The organism is Salipiger bermudensis (assembly GCF_020171625.1).
GTDB classification, from domain to species: domain Bacteria; phylum Pseudomonadota; class Alphaproteobacteria; order Rhodobacterales; family Rhodobacteraceae; genus Salipiger; species Salipiger bermudensis_B.
In genome coordinates this window covers 625,849-644,351 of record NZ_JAIUZY010000003.1, presented here as the reverse complement: position 1 = coordinate 644,351, position 18,503 = coordinate 625,849, and the positions used below count along the sequence as shown (strand labels likewise).

Genomic DNA, 18,503 nt, shown 5'->3' with positions numbered 1-18,503 from the left:
TGTCGGCTCTGCATCGACCAGCCGACGACACGACGCGAGAACAGATCGATGACCACGGCGAGATAGGCAAAGCCTTCCTGCGTGCGGATGTAGGTGATGTCGGTCACCCAAACGCTGTCTGGTGTCGCCACTTCAAACTGCCGGTCCAGTGTGTTGTCGACGACCATCGAGGGTTTGCCGCCATACTTCCCCGGTCGGCGCTTGTAGCCGATCTGCGCCTTGATGCCGGCCAAGCTGGTCAGGCGGGCGACCCGGTTCAGGCAGATGCTTTCGCCCTGCTCGAGAAGGTCATCATGCAGCTTGCGATGGCCGTAGACCTTGCCGCTGTCCACCCACGCCTCCTTCAGCATCTCGGTCTGCCGCTTGTCTTCTTGAGCTCGCTTACTCAGCGGTGCCTTCAGCCAGGCATAGAACCCGCTCGGCTGTATGCGCAGACAGCGGCACATGGCCCTGACAGAGAACTGTCCGCGATGCTCGGCCACGAACGCGTATCTCACTTTGCATCCCTGGCGAAATACGCGGTCGCCTTTTTTAGGATATCCCGCTCCTCCGTCACTCTCAGAAGCTCACGCTTGAGCCGACGGATCTCCGCCTCTTTCTCAGCGTCACCGGATGACGCCTTCGCGAACTTCTTCTTCCAGGCGTAGAGCGAATACGCGCTGACCCCGAGACGCTCCGACACTTCCCTGACCGGATAGCCCCGCTCGGTGATCTGCGCGACGGCGTCTCTCTTGAAATCGTCGCTGAACTTGGTGCTGCTCATCATGGCCTCCTCGCCTCAAAATTAGCAAAGAAGGCGTCCACGTTACACGGGGCTATTCAGGATGACACACCTTCCTGTCAGCCAAGTATCTGCCGCCCGGATGGCGGATCGGGCCGTCTTTCATTGCGGACGAGCCGAAGTTTTCGGCAGCCCCTGCGTAAGAGAAGATATGCTCCTCGTGTCGCGGGCGTGCCAAGCATTTCCGCCAGATAAGGGAACCGCGACAAAAACTGCGTCCAGAAACGCTTACCCGCTGCAGGACCAGAAACCGCGGTAGGTCGCCTCGGGGCCGGGATCGAGCCTGAAAGTCAGCTGGCTATCCGAACGCATTGCGTCCACCGGCTCGACGGCCATCTCCAGCCCCTCGGTGCTGTAGGACAGCTCGGCATCGCCTGCATTCAACGAAAGGACGACGCCGTTGAGCTTGGTGACGGCTGCGCTGCCATCGGCGGCGGCAATCAGTACCGGGTTCTCGGTGCGGGTACGGCGGAAGGCGCAGGTCTCTCCCTCGGGCATCGCCTCACCGGCCTCTTCGGGACTCAGCGGCGCCGGATCGAGCGTCGACAGGAGCGTGTTGCTGAGAGCGTCCTGCAGGCTGCCCTGCTGCGCAGGCGGATCCTCGTAGATCTCGCGCACCACGTTGCCCGCGGCGACATCGGCGATCAGCGCGCGCATCTCGGCAATCTCCTTCTTCTGGGCCGTGGCGATGCCGTCGGCGAGCTTGCGCACCCTTGCGTCCTCGATGCCGGCCCGCTCGGAGGTCATGATGGCGATCGAATGGTGGGGGATCATCGCCCGCATGTAGCTTGCGCCATTCACGGTCACCTGGCTGCGCACCAGCCAGAGCGTGCCGGCGAAGACGACGATGCTGCCCGCGAAGATGGCGATATTGACGGCCCGACTGGGATACATCGCTGCCATGAAGGCAAGCATCACGAACGCCATGGTCGCCCCCATGACGATCGCCATGTAAACGCGGGTCTCGCTGAAGAAGACATGCTCGAAAGCGTAGGTGTTGAGATACATCAGCCCGAACATAATCACCGTCGAGGCGAGGATCATGAGGGCGAAACGGGAGTAGGTCATCGGCACCTCCAGGCCTGTCGCTTTTTGGCTCAACGGCCTTCCAGCGCTGGAGGGTTCCCGGAAACTGTCCAAGAGACGGGGAGTGGCTCAGGATTCCGCAATGGCGAGCACTGTCTCAATGGTGGAAACGCAATGCCCGAAGCTCGTGTCTTCCACCTTGCAGGTGCTCATCCGAAGCTTCTCCGGTTGTGACCAGATAAAAATGCGACCTTTGCCCACTGGAAGGTCACGACGCCCAGATGCATTCCGCATCGACGATCATGAGAACACCCGTTTGAACTGGTTGGAGCCCGAGGACGTGCCTCGTTGACGGGAAGTGCAGAAGAGTTTGCCAGTGGGAGAGGCATGGGAGCAAACCCGCCATGGAGTGACATCTTCGGGACCCTTTGGCCGAGCGGCATGGCGTCCGGCGGGCAACCAGAGCGACCGGCAAGTCGGGCGCCGAATATCGCTCAGAGCGGTGAATGACCGCGGCGGCATGACAGGATTGGGAGCCTCTCGCCGCACTGTGTCGAGCCATCACAGCATCAGAGGAACCTCAGGAAATATGCGCGTCATCCAGGGCATCTTGTGGTCCCTCGAGTGCTACGGACTTCCGGAGGCACATATTGGCGCGGCCTTGACTGTCGAGGCGCGCCCCTGCGATATGACCGCATCGGAGGAGGTCCCTTGCGTCTCGTTTGGCTCATCATTCTGCTTGCGGCTTTTTCGATCGGGCCGTTGACCGCTCGGGTTTCAGCTGCGTCGGCGTCGATGCATGACGGCACGTGCTGCCTGACGGAAGAGGGAGACGCCCTGCATTCGGATGGCGTGTGTGCGCACCACACCGCCTGTTGCGCCGCGACCGAAGCATCGCCGCTGCACGACATTGACCTTCCCGGAGTCGGAGCGCTTTCCACCTCCCTTCCAGAGGCAATCTTCGGCAATTCGATCAGCTCCTGCGCAGAGCCACCACCCCCGCGCGCCTGACGCGGTTGCAGTTGCCGGATTTCGTCCGGTCATCCCAGCAATCCAGGTCAGTCAAACTGGCCGCGATCAGGACAAGTCATGAAAAAATACGCCTTTCCCGCCCTCGGTGCCGCCTGCATCGGGGCCATCGGCTACGCCTTCTGGCCCGCCACGCCCGAAACCGCCACGTCGCAGGAGGGCGCCGCCGTGGTGACGGTTACGCGACCAAGCGCCCTTACACCACAGGCCGAGCTCGGCAAACGCGCCTTTGATGCTGTCTGCGCCGCCTGCCACGGTGAGAACGCCGCCGGCAAGATGGGCTTCGGTCCGCCGCTGGTTCACAAGATTTACGAGCCATCGCATCATGGCGACATGGCTTTTCTTGTCGCGGCGCAGCAAGGTGTCAGGGCACACCACTGGGAATTCGGGAACATGCCGCCGCAGCCCCAGCTGACCCAGGCCGAGGTGAAGACGATCATCGCCTATGTCCGAGAGCTGCAGCGCGCAAACGGGATCAACTGAGATGAGCTTCACACGACGCGCCTTCTGCGCCGGACTTGCCGCGGCGCCGCTGACACGGCCCGCATGGGCACAGGCGGAGTCGTCCCGCCTGACGGCGCGCGCGGCCACCGTCCAGCTTGCGCCCGAGGGTTATCCGGCGACCGAGGTCTGGAGCTATGACGGCTTGCTTCCGGGACCGCAAATCCGCTTGCAACAGGGAAGCCGCCTTTCGCGGCGCTTGGTCAACGATCTGGAGGTGCCGACCTCTGTGCATTGGCACGGCATCCGCATCGATAACGCGATGGACGGCGTTGCGGGGCTGACGCAGGACGCCGTGCCGCCGGGCGGCACCTTCGACTATGCGTTCGAGCTGCCGGATGCTGGGACCTACTGGTACCACGCGCATACCAACTCCATGGAGCAGGTCGCGCGCGGCCTCTCCGGCGCACTGATCGTCGAGGAAAGTGCGCCGCCCGACGTTGATCGGGACGAGGTGCTGATGCTCGACGATTGGCTGCTCGACCCGGAGACCGGCAGCTTCGCCGGGAACTTCGGAAACCCGATGATGCGCAGCCACGCTGGGCGCATGGGCAATCTTGTGGGGATCAACGGCCGGTACGACTTCTCGCTCGAGGCGCAACGCAACGAGCGCCTGCGCCTTCGGCTGATCAACGCCGCCAATGCCCGGATCTTCGTGTTGCGGCTCGAGGGGATGAGGGGCTGGACCGTGGCGCTTGATGGCATGCCGCTTGCGCAGCCCGAGCAAGTGAGCGCCGAGATCATCCTCGCTCCGGCGCAGCGCGTCGATCTGATTGTTGATGTCACCGCCGACGAGGGCACGCCCGCCGCGCTGCTCAGCTACGCCGACGATGACAGCTGGCAGGCGCTGGCCGAGGTGTCCGTGACCGGCCGCAAGAGCCGCGCCACGCGCGGGGCACCCGCCCCTCTACCGCCGAACCCGCGTATGGAGGTGACTGGGCTCGCCGATGCGGAAATCCGCCAGATGCGGATGGAGGGTGGCGCTATGCGCGGCATGGCCTCCGCCCGCTTCGAGGGTCAAGACATGGGTTTCCAGCAGCTGGTGCAGCGCGGGCAGTTCTGGGCGCTGGCCGGCCAGGTGGGACTTGGAGATGCGCCTTTTGCCCGCTACGCGCGGGGAGAGACCGCCCGCATCCGGCTGGTCAACGACACCGTGTTCCCGCATGCGATGCATCTGCATGGCATGCATTTTCGCACGGTCGCGGCGGATGGGTCTCTGGGCCCGATGCGCGACACGGTGCTGGTTATGCCGCAGGAAAGCGCGGAGATCGCCTTTGTCGCCGACAACCCCGGTAAATGGCTGCTGCATTGCCACATGCTCGGCCATGCGGGCTCGGGGATGACGAACTGGATCGAGGTGGCCTAAAGGGCCCCCTCGACGGCCGCGGAAGTGAGCGGTGCGGGGACCTCCCCCGTGCCGCCGGACCCACGGTCAGGCCGTGGTCAGCACCCGCAAATTGGTCATCTTAGTGGTCGGCTGATGTCCAATGCGATAGCAGCACGACGGCGATTTGGGTCTGCCGTCCATCAGCGGCAGTGAAAGGAGTTGCCGCTCCGGGGTGGGCTCACGTTTATGGCCCATGCAGCGAAGGTCGGGAGCGAGCCCTTCCACGACGTTTCGCGAAAGTGCCGGTCGCGCCCGGGCTACGCAGTTGCGCCATCGACCATCGACCCTGACCGGAAGGCCCCGGCGATCAGTGCGACGGCGGTGAAACCTATGACGGCGGAGGCGAGGCCCGGCCCCGCCAAGAGACGTCCGAAGAGAGGAGCGCCGACGGTCTGGCCCACGGCGATGGTCAGGAAGCCGACCATGAGGCCGGTTGCAGGCCGGTCCGGTAGGGCGTGAGTGCCCCAGATGAGGTAGACCCCCGTGAGCATCACGTAGGCCGCGCCGAAAACGGCTCCTCCGACGAGCGTAGGGATCGGGCCGAGGCCGAAGCCGACCGACAGGATGCTGGCTGCCATCAGGCTGAGGAAGGCCCAGTGGACGCGGTCGAGACCGAGTGAGCCAAGGAGCGTGCCGGCCCCGGCTCCGGCCAGCCCCCCGATGCCGATGCAGGTCCAGAGAAGGCCGGTTCCGGTCGCCCCCCAGCCCATCTGCTCCGCGACGAGTTGGCCCCCGAAGGACCATAGCGCGGTGCTCGCCGCCCCATCAGGAAGGAGGCGGAGATCAGCCGCAGGACCGGTCCCGTCATCGGGGGAAGGCCACCTGCGCGACCGCCGCCCGAGGCGGCAGGAAGAGAGTTGGCGGACGCGACGGCCAGCGCCAGCGCGACGGCGGCGAAAGCCCCGAAGGCCAATCTCCATTGTCCCGCGAGGCCAAACGCGATTGGCCCAGACAGCGCCACGCCCGCGCTCACACCCGCATTGATCACCGTGTTCGTCAGGTCCTGCCGGCTCTTGTCGACGGCAGCGGCGACCGCGGCGGCCACAGGGCGCTTTGTCTATGAGACTTAGAGATGCAGGCGTGGCCCTCTTGGCGATGCCGCACGAGTTGAGCAGACTTTTCTGACGTGGCGGTGTGTGCGCCTACATGGCGACCGAGCAGTAGTATTCGGCCCAGAGCGGACCTTCGCTGTCCTGGTGGGCGCCGCGGCGCGGTTCCACCAAAGCGGCCAATAGGGCCTCGCCGCAGCATTCCCAGCGATCCAAGGTCGGCAGTGCGGACCTTCCCGCCGTTCGGCGCATGTGCTCGACTCGCGCTGCGCCCGCGAAGTTGCGAAAGAGGCGGGCGGACAACCGACCTTCGCTGCGTCCTGGACGAATGGCAGCGATGTGCATGAAAGCGGACGTGGCTCCTCTGAGATCATGATCCTTTAGCTGCCGGCAGGGCGGGGCGGGGCACAGCGATAGGCCTCGCTGAATTCCTCAAGCTGTTGAAACAGATTACCATGACTTTACTGGCCAACTCTTCTTCTTCGGGCCTGCCGAGCGAGGATGGCGCCGAGCTCGAGAACCCAAGCATCTTCCGATACGGGTTCATGTCGTTCGCCGACATAGAATGTTCACTTGACTCAAAGGTGAGCTCAGGTCCAAGCTTAACAACTATGAGTATAACGTACTGAGACACATAACCTTCCTCGGCAGCTCAGGTCCCGTCATCGACCATTGAATGGCTGAACGTCTGGTGAGGAGAGGTGGAGGCGACCATGAGATTTTTTGGAAGAAACCCCTTCGGTTTGATCGCCATTGCAGCGCTCACGACATGCATCGGCGGCGCCGTCAGCGCACAGGATGACACAAATCCCCCGAACATCCTCGTGATTTGGGGCGACGATGTCGGCATGTGGAACATCTCTGCCTATCACCGGGGCATGATGGCCGGCGAAACCCCCAACATCGACCGCATCGCCGAGGACGGCATGCTGTTCATGGATCACTACGCGCAGGCGTCCTGCACCGCAGGTCGCGCAGCCTTTATCACCGGCCAGTATCCACTGCGCGTGGGCCTTTCGACCGTCGGTCTTCCGGGCGCTCCGCAAGGGCTTTCGGAAGAAGACCCCACCCTGGCGGAAATGCTCAAGGCCGAAGGCTATCGCACCGGCCAGTTCGGCAAGAACCATCTTGGCGACCAGGACACGCATTTGCCGACGAACCATGGCTTCGACGAGTTCTTCGGCATCCTCTATCACCTCAACGCCGGCGAGTATGTCGAACAGGATGACTATCCCGCGCAGGCTTTCGAGGAGGCGGGACTGGCGCAACGCGGCATCATCCACAGCTTTGCCACCGAAGACGGCGGGCAGGAGATCGAGGATCTGGGCGACTTCGGCCAGGACGTGCAGCGCAATCTCGATCAGGACGTGCTGGAAGAGAGCAAGCGGTTCATCACCGAGGCCGCCGAGGCCGATGAGCCGTTCTTCGTCTGGCACAACACCACCCGGATGCACTATCGCACCAACCTCAATGAGCACTACGACGGCATCACCGGCCTTGGAAACGTCTACGCCGACGGCATGGTCGAGCTCGACGACGACGTGGGCGAGCTGCTGGATCTGCTCGACGAGCTCGGCATCGCCGACAACACGATGGTGATGTTCTCGACCGACAACGGCGCGGCATCGAATTCCTGGCCGGACGGCGGCAATCAGCCGTTCCGTGGCGAAAAGGGCGTGGGTGGCTACGAGGGCGGCTTCAAGGTCCCGATGATGGTCAAGTGGCCGGGGCTCGTTCCCGAAGGCAGCACGACAGGCGAGTTGATGAGCATGGAGGACTGGATCCCCACCATCATGTCTCAGCTCGGCAAGCCGGACATCAAGGAGCAACTGCTCGAAGGCGCCGAGATCGGAGACAAGACCTTCAAGGTTCATCTCGACGGCTACGACCAGACCCCGATCCTGACCCAGTCGGGCCCATCCAACCGGCAGGAGTTCTTCTTCTTCACCGAGACGACCTTCCACGGTCTGCGCTATGGCGAGTGGAAATTCCTCTTCACCAGTCAGGATCGCTGGTTCAATGGCCATCAATACGAGATGACCTCGCCGCTGATCACCCGGCTCGACCTTGACCCGTTCGAGCGTTTTCACGACGCCCGGGGGTTCGACGAGTGGCAGGAGAACCATTCGTGGGCAATCGGCCCGGCGCTGGGGCTCGTGAACAATTTCGTGGAGTCCTTCGAAGAGTTCCCGCCGCGCATCGCCAGCTTCTCGACCTCGGTTGAGGACATGTCGCAACAGATCATGGAAGCTGCGCCGCCGCCGCAATAACCGGCAGTCTCAAGCCTTCGGCTGCCACTGATGCTGTGTCTCTCGGCCCCAACGGGCCGGGAGATTTTCGATTCGAGGGGGGAGGGCCCGCTTCGCCGGCCTGCGCAACTCGAGACTTATGGCGAGTTAGGGCTGCAAGCTGTGCGGCGGGGCGCAGACACGTGCCCCAGGTGTGCCGTCGATCCCGGCCCTTTGCCGACCTGCGGCGCACACTTTCTAACGTCAGCTCAGCGGTTCCTGCTTTGAATTCCTTTGCTCCACATCAGAGGATAGAAGCGAAGAGTATGAGCCAGCCCCTTTGAAGTGTTCCACCCACGAAGCCTGAAATTCGATAGGATTTCGGCGAACAGGAGGACTACGGAATGGTTGGAAAGCGAGAGAAGCCGGAAGACATTGTCCCCAAGTTGCGTCAGGTCGAGGTGTTGCACGGCCAAGGCCTGTCGATGGCCGATGCGGTGCGCCAGATCGGGATATCGCAGCACACGTTCTACCGCTGGCGGAAGCAGTATGGCGGGATGGACCGGGCTCGGTTGTCGCGGCTGAAGGAGCTCGAGAAGGAGAACCTGTGGCTGCGGCGGGCGGTATCTGACCTGACGCTTGAGAAGCTGATCTTGACCGAGGCTTTTCAGGGAAACTTCTAAGCCCTTCGCGCCGCCGCGAGTGCGTGGAGCATGTGTGCTACACACTCGGCATATCCGAACGCCGGGCCTGCCGGGTGCTTGGCCAGCACCGCTCCACGCAACGCAAGCCACCACAGGGCCGGGAAGACGAGGCGCGGCTGACCGCCGACGTCATCGAGCTGGCCCGGGAGTATGGCCGCTACGGCTACCGCCGGGTCGCCGTGCTGCTGCGCCGAGCGGGCTGGCAGGTGAACCACAAGCGGGTGGCGCGCATTTGGCGGCGCGAAGGGCTCAGGGTCCCGCACAAGCAGAAGAAACGCGGCCGCCTCTGGCTGAACCCTCTCGTGACATCACTTCGTGATGCACTGCCGGGCAGTGGACGGCTCCTGCGTGCGGCTGAAGCCTGAACATCCCAACCACGTCTGGTCCTACGACTTCGTGCAGGACCGGACCAGTGATGGCCGGGCCTACCGGACGCTCAACATCCTCGATGAATATACGCGGGAGACGTTAATGATCCGTGTCGACAGGCGACTGAACTCCACCGATGTCATTGACGCCCTGACCGATCTGTTCATCCAGCGCGGTCCGCCGCGGTTCATAAGGTCTGACAATGGTCCCGAGTTCATAGCGCAGAAGGTCCGCGACTGGATCGAGCTGGTGGGGTCAAAGACCGCCGACATCGAGCCGGGGTCACCTTGGGAGAACGGCTATTGCGAGAGCTTCAATGCGCGCTTCCGGGATGAGCTGCTAAATGGCGAGGTCTTCTACTCGTTAAAGGAGGCGCAAATCCCCATCGAAAGATGGCGAAAACACTACAACAGGGACCGGCCGCATAGCGTTTTCGGATATCGGGCGCCGGCGCCAGAGGCCTTCATCCCTATAGATCGAAGGCCGACCATGCATTAGCATTTAACCTGGACCACCCGATGGGGGCAGCTCAGGATCGTGCGGTACCGGGGGCTGGCGCGTGCGGCGCCGCGTGCCATCGAAAAGCAGGCGACGGCCATCGCCGCGCCCAGCGCGTACACGAGATAGGTTTGGATCACCCAGCCATCGTTGTCATTGTCGCCGTACTCGTTGCGGCCCCCGATCAGGAAGACCAGCAGGCCAAAGACAACGACCGAGATGATCCCGATGCTCCAGTCCCATGCGCCGAGGTGGACATGGGCGGCCAGGACGGCGAGGCCGATCAATGCGGCTGAAAAGGCGTAAAGCCCGGTGTCGACGATGAGTTCGTAGCGCCCTGCGCCGAGATCGCTGATCGTGTCGGCGATCCAGTCATGGTGGGGAACGACGATGTCCGCGATCAGGATGGACGCTGCAAGCGCCAGGCAGCCGAACATGGCGAACACAGAGAGCGCATAGAGCAGAAGCGGCTGCTCGGCGGCTTCGGCGGACATCTGGCGAGCGGTCTCTTCGGTCGGGCGCATTAGACCTCCTCGTGACTGAAGGACCAACAGTCCTGCGGCCCATTGGTTCACTTCTGATCGACTTGCTCTGATCGCCGCCATTCGCGGCCGCAGGTTTCGCGGCCGGAGCAGGGCGGCAGCAATTGCACGTGAGGGGCAACTGCTGCGCGCGATATCGGCTCGGGCCTAGTGCTCCGGCGGCGCGGTCAGCTGGATGGGCTGAAGAAGAAGCGCACCATCTCGGCGCTCGCATCCGGACCTTTCGGATCGGTGTAGCTGCCTCCGGCCTGCCCCCCGGACCACGCATGTCCCAGGCCCTCGATCACCCAATGCTCGACTGCTTCCGCCCCGTCGGCGTCGTAGGTCGTGCTGAGCCGATAGCTCCGCCCTCCCGCAGCGCGCTCGGCGTCGGTCTGAAGGCTCTGCGCCGGGCCGCCCTCGAGCGCCTGCCGGACGATCGCTGCGCCGTTGGACGGGTGAACGGTGGCGTCGGCGTCACCATGGAAGACGATCGTCCGGGTGGGCGTGTCACGTGGTGCGCTGCCCGCCTCGCGTCCGGCCATCGCCGAGAACGCTGAGGTGACATCTTTTGCAGCCCCCGCGGGCAGACCCGAATGCGCGCCCACCGCGTGGAAGAGATCCGGGTAGGCGCCGCCGAGGATGACCGCCATGGCGGCCCCCGCCGACAGGCCCGCCACGAAGACCTTGTCCGCGGGAATGGCATGGCGGGCGATGACCTCGCGCGTCAGGCCGGCGAGGATGGCAGGCTCGCCCCTGTCGCGCATCTGGTCGCCGCGGCTGAACCAGTTCCAGCAGGACTGTGCGTTGTCGCCGCGCGATTGCTGCGGATAGACGACGACGAACCGGTGCTGCTCGGCCAGGGCATTCATGCCGGTGCCGGCGGCAAAATCCTCGGGGGTCTGGGTGCAGCCATGAAGCATCACCACGAGCCCGGTGATCCCTTCCCGCGCGGAGGCGGGCAAATAGGTGCGGTAGCGGCGCGTTCCGGCGGCGCAGGTGAACGCGTCTTCGGCAAAGGCGGCGCCGTTCGGAATGTCGGCGGGCGGCGTCGCGGGCCCTCCATCGGGCTGCAGGCGCGCCATCAGCCCCGAAAGGGCCGAGCGCATCGTCTCACTGCCATCCCCGTGGGAGGACGCGGTCCCCGATCCGCTCGTCAGGCCGTGCTGGGCGAGGGTTCGGGTCACGAGGTCGTTGGCCGAGGCAAGTCGCGCCGCGCGCGCCTGTCCGGTCGCCGGGCGCCATGCGCCGACGTTGAAATTGATCATCTGGTCCGTCCTTGTGAGAGCCGACGTTACAGGATGCGGTCGGCGAGGGCCTTCTTGATGTCCGCGGAGGCTTGGAGGCTGCCGAGGACGGTGATCGAGCCGATGGTCGCCCGGGCGAGGTCGGGCGTGACGTCTGAGCCGATGCGGGCAAGGCCCACCACCTTGATATGCAGGACCTCGCCGGCCGCGCGCAGCTGCTCAAGCTCCGCCCGGTCGAAGTCCCGAAGGCCAAGCTCCATGGTGTGGCGCTCGATGGAGCGGTCGACGGCCTCTCCATGGGTATCCAATTGCTTGCGGATGGCCGTGCGGATGAAGTCGCTCCGGTTCGAGTAGAACCCTTCCTGCACGAGCAGATCGATGCGACCCAGATCGACAAATCCGAGATTGATGGTGATTTTCTCGTTGTCGGGCTGCTTGCCCCTGAGCTGTCTGATCTCGGCCATCATCCGTTCTCCATCTGCATGGATGGTAAATGGATGTTCTTTCCTGAACCGCAAGAGGCACGGCACATCTTTTCGCGGTACCATCTGCTGAACAGTTGTCTCGAGCACGGGCCTGAGCCTGTTTGCTGGGGCAGACGCGTGCCCGCTTCGCTGCCTGAGAGGTCGCCGTCGCAAAGTCCTCCGTTGCCCGGTGGTTTCTGGCCGCTTGGCCGGGCGCAGACTGGGGCGCGATGATCGACTGCCCGTCCGCATGGCCAGTTCGGGGGGACTTGCCTCCTTCCGCGCAAGGTAAGGCCCCGGGTCCCGAGGGCCTCCGGCCGGAAAGGGAACGGTGTTTCGGTATGGGCGTTCGACTTGTAGCGCGTCAGCGAGGCCCGGCAGGGGACATTCTTGAACGCTGAGTGCTGAACAGGTCGACTGCCGCAAAGGAGGCGATGGATGAAAGGCGAATGGTCTGGCAGGCCGGAACGCGCGACTGTAACGACGGTCCCGAAGGCCGTTGGAAGCGATTTGACGGAACAGGACCGGCGCGGCGTCGTGCGGCGGCTGGAGCCGGACTCATGGGAGCTGTTACGTGCCGCCTGTTCCGAGATACGACTGCTCGACGCGCGCGAGATGCTCTCGCGGGCCGGGGAGAAGCTCGATGTTAGCGCGCTGTTGCTGGACGGGTTGATGGCGCGGTACGTCCGCGGCTCGAACCGGAACGAGCCGCAAAGCGCCATCGTTGCCCTGTCCGTGCCGGGGGATTTCGTCGACCTGCACGCCCTGCCGCTGAAACGTCTGGACCACGATATCGGCGCCTTGACGCCGGCGCGGATCGCGATCTTCCCACACGCCGCGTTGGACCGGATCATCGAACGATCCGCGGATCATGCGCGGCAGTTCTGGGGTCTGACCATGATCGACGCCTCGATCCATCGGCACTGGATTTTCCGCTCCAGCCGCTTGCGCGCGTTGGCCTCGGTGGCCGATTTCGTGAGCGAGATGGACCTGCGGCTGCAGGACGCCCGAGAGACCAAGGTCGACCGCTTCCCCTTGCCTCTTCTGAGGTCCGATTTGGCCGAGATTGCAGGGATCTCTCCGGTGCATGTCAGTCGCGTTTGCCGCGAGCTGCGCGAGAGCGGCGCCTGCACGATCCGGGACGGCTATGCCGAGATACACGACAGGGCGCTGTTGCATCGACTGGCGCATTTCGATCCGTCCTACCTCTACGCCCCCGAAGACTGAGGGCCGTGGCAGGCGAAGACCGCCGCGATCCAGGTGGTGTCCGCATCGCGGCGAATGTCGTGTTCCGGGCGGGCGGCTGAGAGCGCGGCCAGCAACCGGCTTTCGACCTCGGGCGCGCTTAGCGTCGTCTCGGCTGGGCCGAGGTAGCCCGCGATGAGGCACGCACCGTCGGGCGCGAGGCTGTCGACGACCTGACGGATGACCACGTCGAGCGTGTCGGGGGAGAGGTAGTAGAGCACTTCCGACAGCACGATCAGGTCCCATTGACCCTCGGGCCACGCGTCTGGAACCGCGGCAACCTTGAACCGGGCGCCCGGGATACGCCTGGCGCGCGCCCTTTCGACAGCGGTGGGGGCGAAATCAAGCCCGAGAAGGCTGTCGCAGCGGCGCGCGATGCTCTCGCTCATCACCCCGATCGAACATCCGACCTCCAGCGCGCGGGCGAAGCGGCGGGAGGGCAGCAGGGCGAGGCAACGGGCGTATTTCTCGGCCTCGTAGGCGCTCGTCTCATAGTCCCACGGGTCCGCGCTCTCGCGGTAGAGGCGGTCGAAGGAGGCGGCGTCGCGGGTCATGCGGGTATGAAGATCTCATCGGTCGCGACGAAATGCGCGGCGAGGTCCCGTGGCATCCGGAAGCCCGACGGGTCGTCGTCGATCAGCCCGGTCATCTGCGAGACGTGGGCGGCAACGGCGCGCGCCTTGAGGTCGCGGAACGCTGTCGTCTCGAAGCGCCTGAGACCGACACTCGAAGCGCCTGCCACGGGCGGTTGCACCTGTCCCCAGACCGGACAGGCGAACATCGCACAGCCCAGCCGCTCCGCCATCCAAGCCGCCAGTCGCCAGACACGCTGGTGGTCACTGTGCGGATCGCCGTTCCAGGTGGTCCAGATCGCCGTGACGCCCCCGAGATGTTGACCCAGCCGGGCCTCGACATCGCAAAACCCGTCGGGATGGTCCGGCGCCCCCTGATCGGGATAGCCCAGCCAGATGGGGCTCTCGCGCCCGTCGGTGAGGATTTGAACCGCCGTCTCGACCTCCGCCTTGCGCAACGCCGAGAGGGCCGCGGCGGGATAGGCCTTGGAATTGGGGTGCGACATCGCACCATCGGTCACGACCGCGATGTGCAGGCGGTGGCCGGCGGCGGAGGCCGCCGCGATGGCGCCGCCCATCGCCAGCGATTCATCATCGGGGTGGGGCGCCAAGACCAGCACGTCCCCGGGGCCGGTCAGCTCTGCGAGCTGGGCATAAGGCGCGCCTTCGGCCTGCGCGACAATCTCGGTGAAGGTCATCATTCTGCCCAGACCTCGCCGATGGGGGCCTTGGCCGCGCAAAGCGCCGCGCCGACCTGCCGCAGCTTGCCGTCGAGATCCGCCTGCCGCAGGAAGAACCCGAGGTCGCGGCGGACCAGTTCGGCCCGCTGCCCCTTGGCGAAGGACCGGGTGCCAAGCGCACGGTCGGCCAGCGCGATTCCGTCGAGGCAGGCCTGCTCGACCTCCTCCCGCGCGGCGAGGCTGAGCGCGACGGCCTCCGGCCCCGCGCCGGGTGTCTCGACCCGAAGTGCGGCGTCCTCGACCATCAGCCGGGCGCGATGGGCCAGCCCGGCGATCCGGGCCAGACGGTGCAGTTGCGCCTCACCCGGAGAAGCCGTGGCGCTGACGGCGCGACGCACCTCCTCGGCCAGCGCTTCTAGCCCACCGGTCTGAACCGCGGCATAGCGCCAGACGCCACCCTGAAAATGCGGCTCGCGCAGGTACGCATCCGCCGCGCCGAGAGCTTCTGCCGTGAGGCCGTTGAAATCGTAGCTGCCCGAGGCCGTCGCCCGCATTCCCGAGGTGTCCCACGCGCTCGCATCCGCGCGCTCTGGGTGCGTCACCTCCGCGAGGGCAAGGCGCAGGCCATCGACATACTGCGCCGTCACCACCGCATGGCTGACTGTTCCAAGGCCCGAGGCAAAGCGCTTGCCCCCGGCAAGGCGGAGCCGTCCGTCGAGTTCCGCCGAGACGGTGACCGGCGGCGCGGCATCGGCGCCCCAGACGCCGTAGATCGCCCCATTCCGTGCATTGCTGATGTGGCGCTGCACCTGTTCGGGGGTGCCGTAGAGGGTGACGAGTTTGAGGGCGTTCATGTGCCCCTCGGCCAGACGTCCGACCGACAGGCTCGCGCGCCCGATGCGGCGCAGCAGGGTGGCCTGCGCCCGTATCTGCTCTGGACCTCCCTCGAAGGTGCAGAGCCGTGCGAGGATGCCGGAGTCGGCAAGCCGGCGCATGTCTTCCGAGAGGTCGCGGGCGCCTGCATCGGCGTCCAGCGCCCCCTCCGCGACGGCCTTGAGGGCGTCGGCTTCGGTCGGTGTTTCTGTCGCTGTCGCGGGGCCTTGTCTCATGCGGTCAGCCTTTCCATGTCGGCTTGCGCGGCGCGGACCGCCGCGGCGAGACGGGGCAATTCGCGCTCCACGTCCGACAGCCGCATTCGGCGGTGTTCCAGTTCGGCCAGTTGCTTCGCGATCCGCGCCACCTGCAGCGAGTCCGGGCCGAACTGCACCACGCCCTCCCGCCGCGCACGCCGCAGGCGCAAGCGCTGCACCGTCTGGTCGGCGGGTTCGAGCGCGCTGTCCACCATGGGATCGGGGTCGGAGATGCGCTGCGCCAGCGCGTCGGCCATCCCGCCCGGCGCCCGCCCGTCCAGCCGGCAGGAGGTCGAGACGCGCACCTTATGACTATAGCGGACGCGCCAGCCACGATCCTCCGCGAGGGCGGCAAAGGCGCGGTCCTCGTTGCCGGGCAGCGCCGGAATGCCGCCGGTATCGCTATAGAGCGGCATCCGGAACGCGAGGCTGGCGCCCGCCGCCCCGATCCCACCGGGGTCGGGGTCGTGCGCCAGCGGATCGATCAACTGGCGGAGCGCAAGGGTCAGCGCGACGTATTCGCCCTCGGCTGCGCCGCGCTGCGAGATGATCAGGGGCAATTGCGCGAATTCCTCTGGGTCCGGGACAACGGAGCCGCAGATTAGGTCGGCTTGAGTCAGCCCGGAGAGGTTGGCATCCAGCCAGTCCGGAAACACCCGGCTGTCGGCATCGGTGGTGAGCACCACGCCGTCGTCAGTAAGTCGGGGAGCAGCGGCAGCGACCGCCTGCCTGCGCACCGCGCCGACACCCCCCTCCGGGGTGTCGGCCAGATCGAACAGCAGCCCTGCCGTGCCGGTGGCCGCGAACCAGTCCCGGGCACGCGGAAAGGTCGCGTCGTCCGAGCCGTTGACCACCAGCACGAGGCCACCGCGACCCTGCAACGCCCTGCGCGCCGCCTCGAGGCAGGGCACGATGCGCTCTGCCTCGTTTCGCGCCGGCACCGTGATCGCCGCCGACCACGGCGCCTCCGGTCCGAACGCAAGGCTGCGCGCAGGGCAGGGGCGGCGGTTCACTCCGCCCGTTCCCAGAAGCGCAGGGCTTTGCATGCGGCGATGAAGTCGTCCGGCTCGCCCTCGAGGACGAAGACGCCTTTGTCGGTCTCGTCCGGGATGGCGGCAGACCAGAAGCCTGATTTGGCCTCTGCCGTCAGCGCGATGAACTTCATGTGCGCAAACGCGTCGCCCAGGAAGTTCCGGGCACCGTGCATCCCCGCAAGCCGGGCCGCGCCATCCTCGGAGGCGAGGACCGCCACCGCGTCGAACAGGACCGACGGCGCACCGTCGAGCTTTTCGTCTGCGGCGATCGTCTTGCCGCGCGCGGTGGTCACGCCGCCGACCTTCTCGGCGATCACCGTGACCTGCGCTCCGGCGCTCTTGGCTGCCGATTTGAGCGCCTCGAACACGCCGCCGTCGATCCCGTCGGTCACCAGGACACCAAGCTTGCGGCCGGCAAAGCTGTCGGGCGCGTTGGCGAGGATGCTGAGCGCGGGCGACGCCTTGGTCTCGACCACGTCACGCGCGGGCTTGGCGGGGTTCGGCAGGTCTGCCATCCCCAGACCGTCGGCGACGGTTTTCGCAAGATCGCCGTCGACGACCATCAGGTGGCTGACCATGCGCTGCCGGATCGACAGGTGCTCAACCTTCGAGAGCTCGAAGACGAAGGCGTCGGCGATATGCCCTTTCTCGACATCGGTCTGGCTGAGGTAGAACTGGCGGGCCTGACTGTAGTGGTCGGCAAAGGTCTCGGACCGGACGCGCTGCTTCGCCCCCGCCTCCTCGGCCGGGTAGGAGGTGAACCCGCGCTCGGGGTCCTCGCGCGGGCCCTCGCCGAAGCTGTTCGGCTCGTAGTTCGCCCGGCCCTTGGGATTGTGCATCGCCATGTGACCATCCTGTTGCAGGTGGGCAAACGGGCATTTCGGCGCGTTGATCGGAATGTGGTTGAAGTTCGGCCCGCCAAGCCGCTTGAGCTGCGTGTCGAGGTAGGAGAAGTTCCGGCCCTGCAGCAGCGGGTCGTTGGAATGGTCGATGCCGGGAACGATGTTGCCGGTCTGGAACGCGACCTGTTCGGTCTCGGCAAAGAAGTTGTCGACCATGCGGTTCAGCGTCAGCGTGCCGACGCGGCGCACCGGGACGAGCTCCTCGGGGATCAGCTTGGTGGCGTCCAGCACGTCGAAATCGAAGCTCTCGGCGAACGCCTCGTCAAAGACCTGCAGGCCAAGATCCCACTGCGGGTAGTCGCCCTTCTGGATTGCGTCCCAAAGGTCGCGGCGGTGGAAGTCGGGGTCCGCGCCGTTGATCTTGACCGCCTCGTCCCAGAGAACGGATTGCATCCCCAGCCGGGGCTTCCAGTGGAACTTGACGAAGCTCGACTTGCCCTCGGCGTTGACCAGCCGGAAGGTGTGCACACCGAAGCCCTCCATGAAGCGGAAGGAGCGCGGGATGGTCCGGTCCGACATGATCCAGAGCGCCATGTGCATGGCTTCCGGCATCAGCGAGATGAAATCCCAGAAGTTGTCATGCGCCGTCTGCGCCTGCGGAAATCCGCGGTCGGGCTCCTGCTTGGCGGCGTGGATCAGGTCCGGGAACTTCATCGCGTCCTGAATGAAGAACACGGGGATGTTGTTGCCGACGAGGTCCCAGTTGCCTTCCTTGGTGTAGAACTTCACCGCGAAGCCGCGCACGTCACGGGCCAGGTCGGCGGAGCCCTTGTTGCCGGCGACGGTGGAGAAGCGCACGAAGACCTCCGTCTTCTCGCCCACCTCGGTCAGCACCTTCGCGCGGGTGATGTCCGAGAGGTCCTCGGTCAGCTCGAAGGTGCCGTGGGCGCCATAGCCGCGGGCGTGCACGACGCGCTCGGGAATGCGCTCGTGGTCGAAGTGAAAGATCTTCTCGCGGAACACCTGGTCTTCGATCAGGTGCGGTCCGCGCTGCCCGACCTTCAGCGTGTTCTGGTCGTCCGAGATCGGCATGCCGACCTGCGTCGTCATGGTCTCATGATTGTCGTCTGCGACCTGATGGGTTTCGCCGCCGGTGCCCTTGCGGGGGGTGGTGTCGTCTTTCATGGTAAGAACTT

General features: G+C 65.3%; 14 protein-coding genes and 2 pseudogenes. 5 read left to right on the top strand and 11 right to left on the bottom strand.

The features are described from left to right. Positions 1–766 (bottom strand): annotated as a pseudogene (locus LCM15_RS06560) (IS3 family transposase); the annotation flags it as partial. Positions 767–1,009: 243 nt separating this feature from the next. After that, a complete protein-coding gene (locus tag LCM15_RS06555; protein ID WP_224854546.1) occupies positions 1,010–1,849 on the bottom strand; it encodes a DUF6692 family protein in 840 nt (279 codons plus the stop codon). A gap of 1,047 nt (positions 1,850–2,896) precedes the next feature. Here LCM15_RS06555 and LCM15_RS06550 point away from each other — a divergent pair. Together LCM15_RS06550 and LCM15_RS06545 are read left to right on the top strand one after the other, a co-directional pair. Continuing rightward, a complete protein-coding gene (locus tag LCM15_RS06550; RefSeq protein ID WP_224854543.1) occupies positions 2,897–3,319 on the top strand; it encodes a c-type cytochrome in 423 nt (140 codons plus the stop codon). Further along, the gene (locus LCM15_RS06545) at positions 3,282–4,703 is read left to right on the top strand and encodes a multicopper oxidase family protein (RefSeq protein WP_224854541.1); all 1,422 of its coding nucleotides are present in this window, start codon (positions 3,282–3,284) and stop codon (positions 4,701–4,703) included. Before LCM15_RS06550 ends, LCM15_RS06545 begins: the two co-directional genes overlap by 38 nt. A 278-nt stretch (positions 4,704–4,981) precedes the next feature. On the opposite strand, the gene LCM15_RS06540 is transcribed toward LCM15_RS06545, so the two are convergent. Beyond that, positions 4,982–5,434, bottom strand: coding sequence for a hypothetical protein (locus LCM15_RS06540; RefSeq protein ID WP_224854538.1), 453 nt, complete (start codon positions 5,432–5,434; stop codon positions 4,982–4,984). Positions 5,435–6,486: 1,052 nt separating this feature from the next. Here LCM15_RS06540 and LCM15_RS06535 point away from each other — a divergent pair. Further along, on the top strand, positions 6,487–8,043 hold the full coding sequence (locus LCM15_RS06535) for a sulfatase-like hydrolase/transferase (RefSeq protein WP_224854535.1): 1,557 nt from the start codon (positions 6,487–6,489) through the stop codon (positions 8,041–8,043). 362 nt (positions 8,044–8,405) lie between these two features. Continuing rightward, a pseudogene (locus LCM15_RS06530) lies at positions 8,406–9,572 on the top strand (IS3 family transposase). Here the strand turns inward: LCM15_RS06530 and LCM15_RS06525 are convergent. The 3 genes from LCM15_RS06525 to LCM15_RS06515 form a co-directional block, all read right to left on the bottom strand. Next, positions 9,569–10,096: a DUF998 domain-containing protein gene (locus LCM15_RS06525; RefSeq protein WP_224854532.1), complete on the bottom strand. Its 528-nt coding sequence runs from the start codon at positions 10,094–10,096 to the stop codon at positions 9,569–9,571. The pseudogene LCM15_RS06530 and the gene LCM15_RS06525 sit on opposite strands and share 4 nt — an antisense overlap. Positions 10,097–10,281: 185 nt before the next feature. Then, positions 10,282–11,361 carry an alpha/beta hydrolase family esterase gene (locus LCM15_RS06520; protein ID WP_224854529.1) on the bottom strand — a complete coding sequence of 360 codons (1,080 nt, stop codon included), beginning with the start codon at positions 11,359–11,361 and terminating at the stop codon, positions 10,282–10,284. A 26-nt stretch (positions 11,362–11,387) separates the two neighbouring features. Next, positions 11,388–11,804 carry a CopG family transcriptional regulator gene (locus LCM15_RS06515; protein WP_224854526.1) on the bottom strand — a complete coding sequence of 139 codons (417 nt, stop codon included), beginning with the start codon at positions 11,802–11,804 and terminating at the stop codon, positions 11,388–11,390. A gap of 438 nt (positions 11,805–12,242) precedes the next feature. Between LCM15_RS06515 and LCM15_RS06510 the strand changes: the two genes are divergently transcribed. Next, positions 12,243–13,031 (top strand): Crp/Fnr family transcriptional regulator, encoded by a 789-nt coding sequence (locus tag LCM15_RS06510; protein ID WP_224854523.1) that lies wholly within the window; start codon positions 12,243–12,245, stop codon positions 13,029–13,031. Here LCM15_RS06510 and LCM15_RS06505 read toward each other — a convergent pair. Genes LCM15_RS06505 through LCM15_RS06485 form a run of 5 tightly spaced genes read right to left on the bottom strand, consistent with a single transcriptional unit; the run spans position 13,013 to position 18,492 of the window. Further along, complete coding sequence (locus LCM15_RS06505; protein ID WP_224854521.1) at positions 13,013–13,603, bottom strand: class I SAM-dependent DNA methyltransferase; 591 nt, start codon at positions 13,601–13,603, stop codon at positions 13,013–13,015. The two genes, LCM15_RS06510 and LCM15_RS06505, sit on opposite strands and share 19 nt — an antisense overlap. After that, positions 13,600–14,322 (bottom strand): PIG-L deacetylase family protein, encoded by a 723-nt coding sequence (locus LCM15_RS06500; RefSeq protein ID WP_224854519.1) that lies wholly within the window; start codon positions 14,320–14,322, stop codon positions 13,600–13,602. Before LCM15_RS06500 ends, LCM15_RS06505 begins: the two co-directional genes overlap by 4 nt. Then, on the bottom strand, positions 14,319–15,410 hold the full coding sequence (locus LCM15_RS06495) for an acyl-CoA dehydrogenase family protein (RefSeq protein WP_224854516.1): 1,092 nt from the start codon (positions 15,408–15,410) through the stop codon (positions 14,319–14,321). Before LCM15_RS06495 ends, LCM15_RS06500 begins: the two co-directional genes overlap by 4 nt. Next, on the bottom strand, positions 15,407–16,444 hold the full coding sequence (locus LCM15_RS06490; protein WP_224854513.1) for a glycosyltransferase: 1,038 nt from the start codon (positions 16,442–16,444) through the stop codon (positions 15,407–15,409). The genes LCM15_RS06495 and LCM15_RS06490 overlap by 4 nt, the downstream gene beginning before the upstream one ends. Next, entirely contained in the window at positions 16,441–18,492 is a 2,052-nt protein-coding gene (locus LCM15_RS06485) for a catalase (RefSeq protein WP_224854510.1), read from the bottom strand. Before LCM15_RS06485 ends, LCM15_RS06490 begins: the two co-directional genes overlap by 4 nt. Between the last annotated feature and the right edge of the window lie 11 nt (positions 18,493–18,503).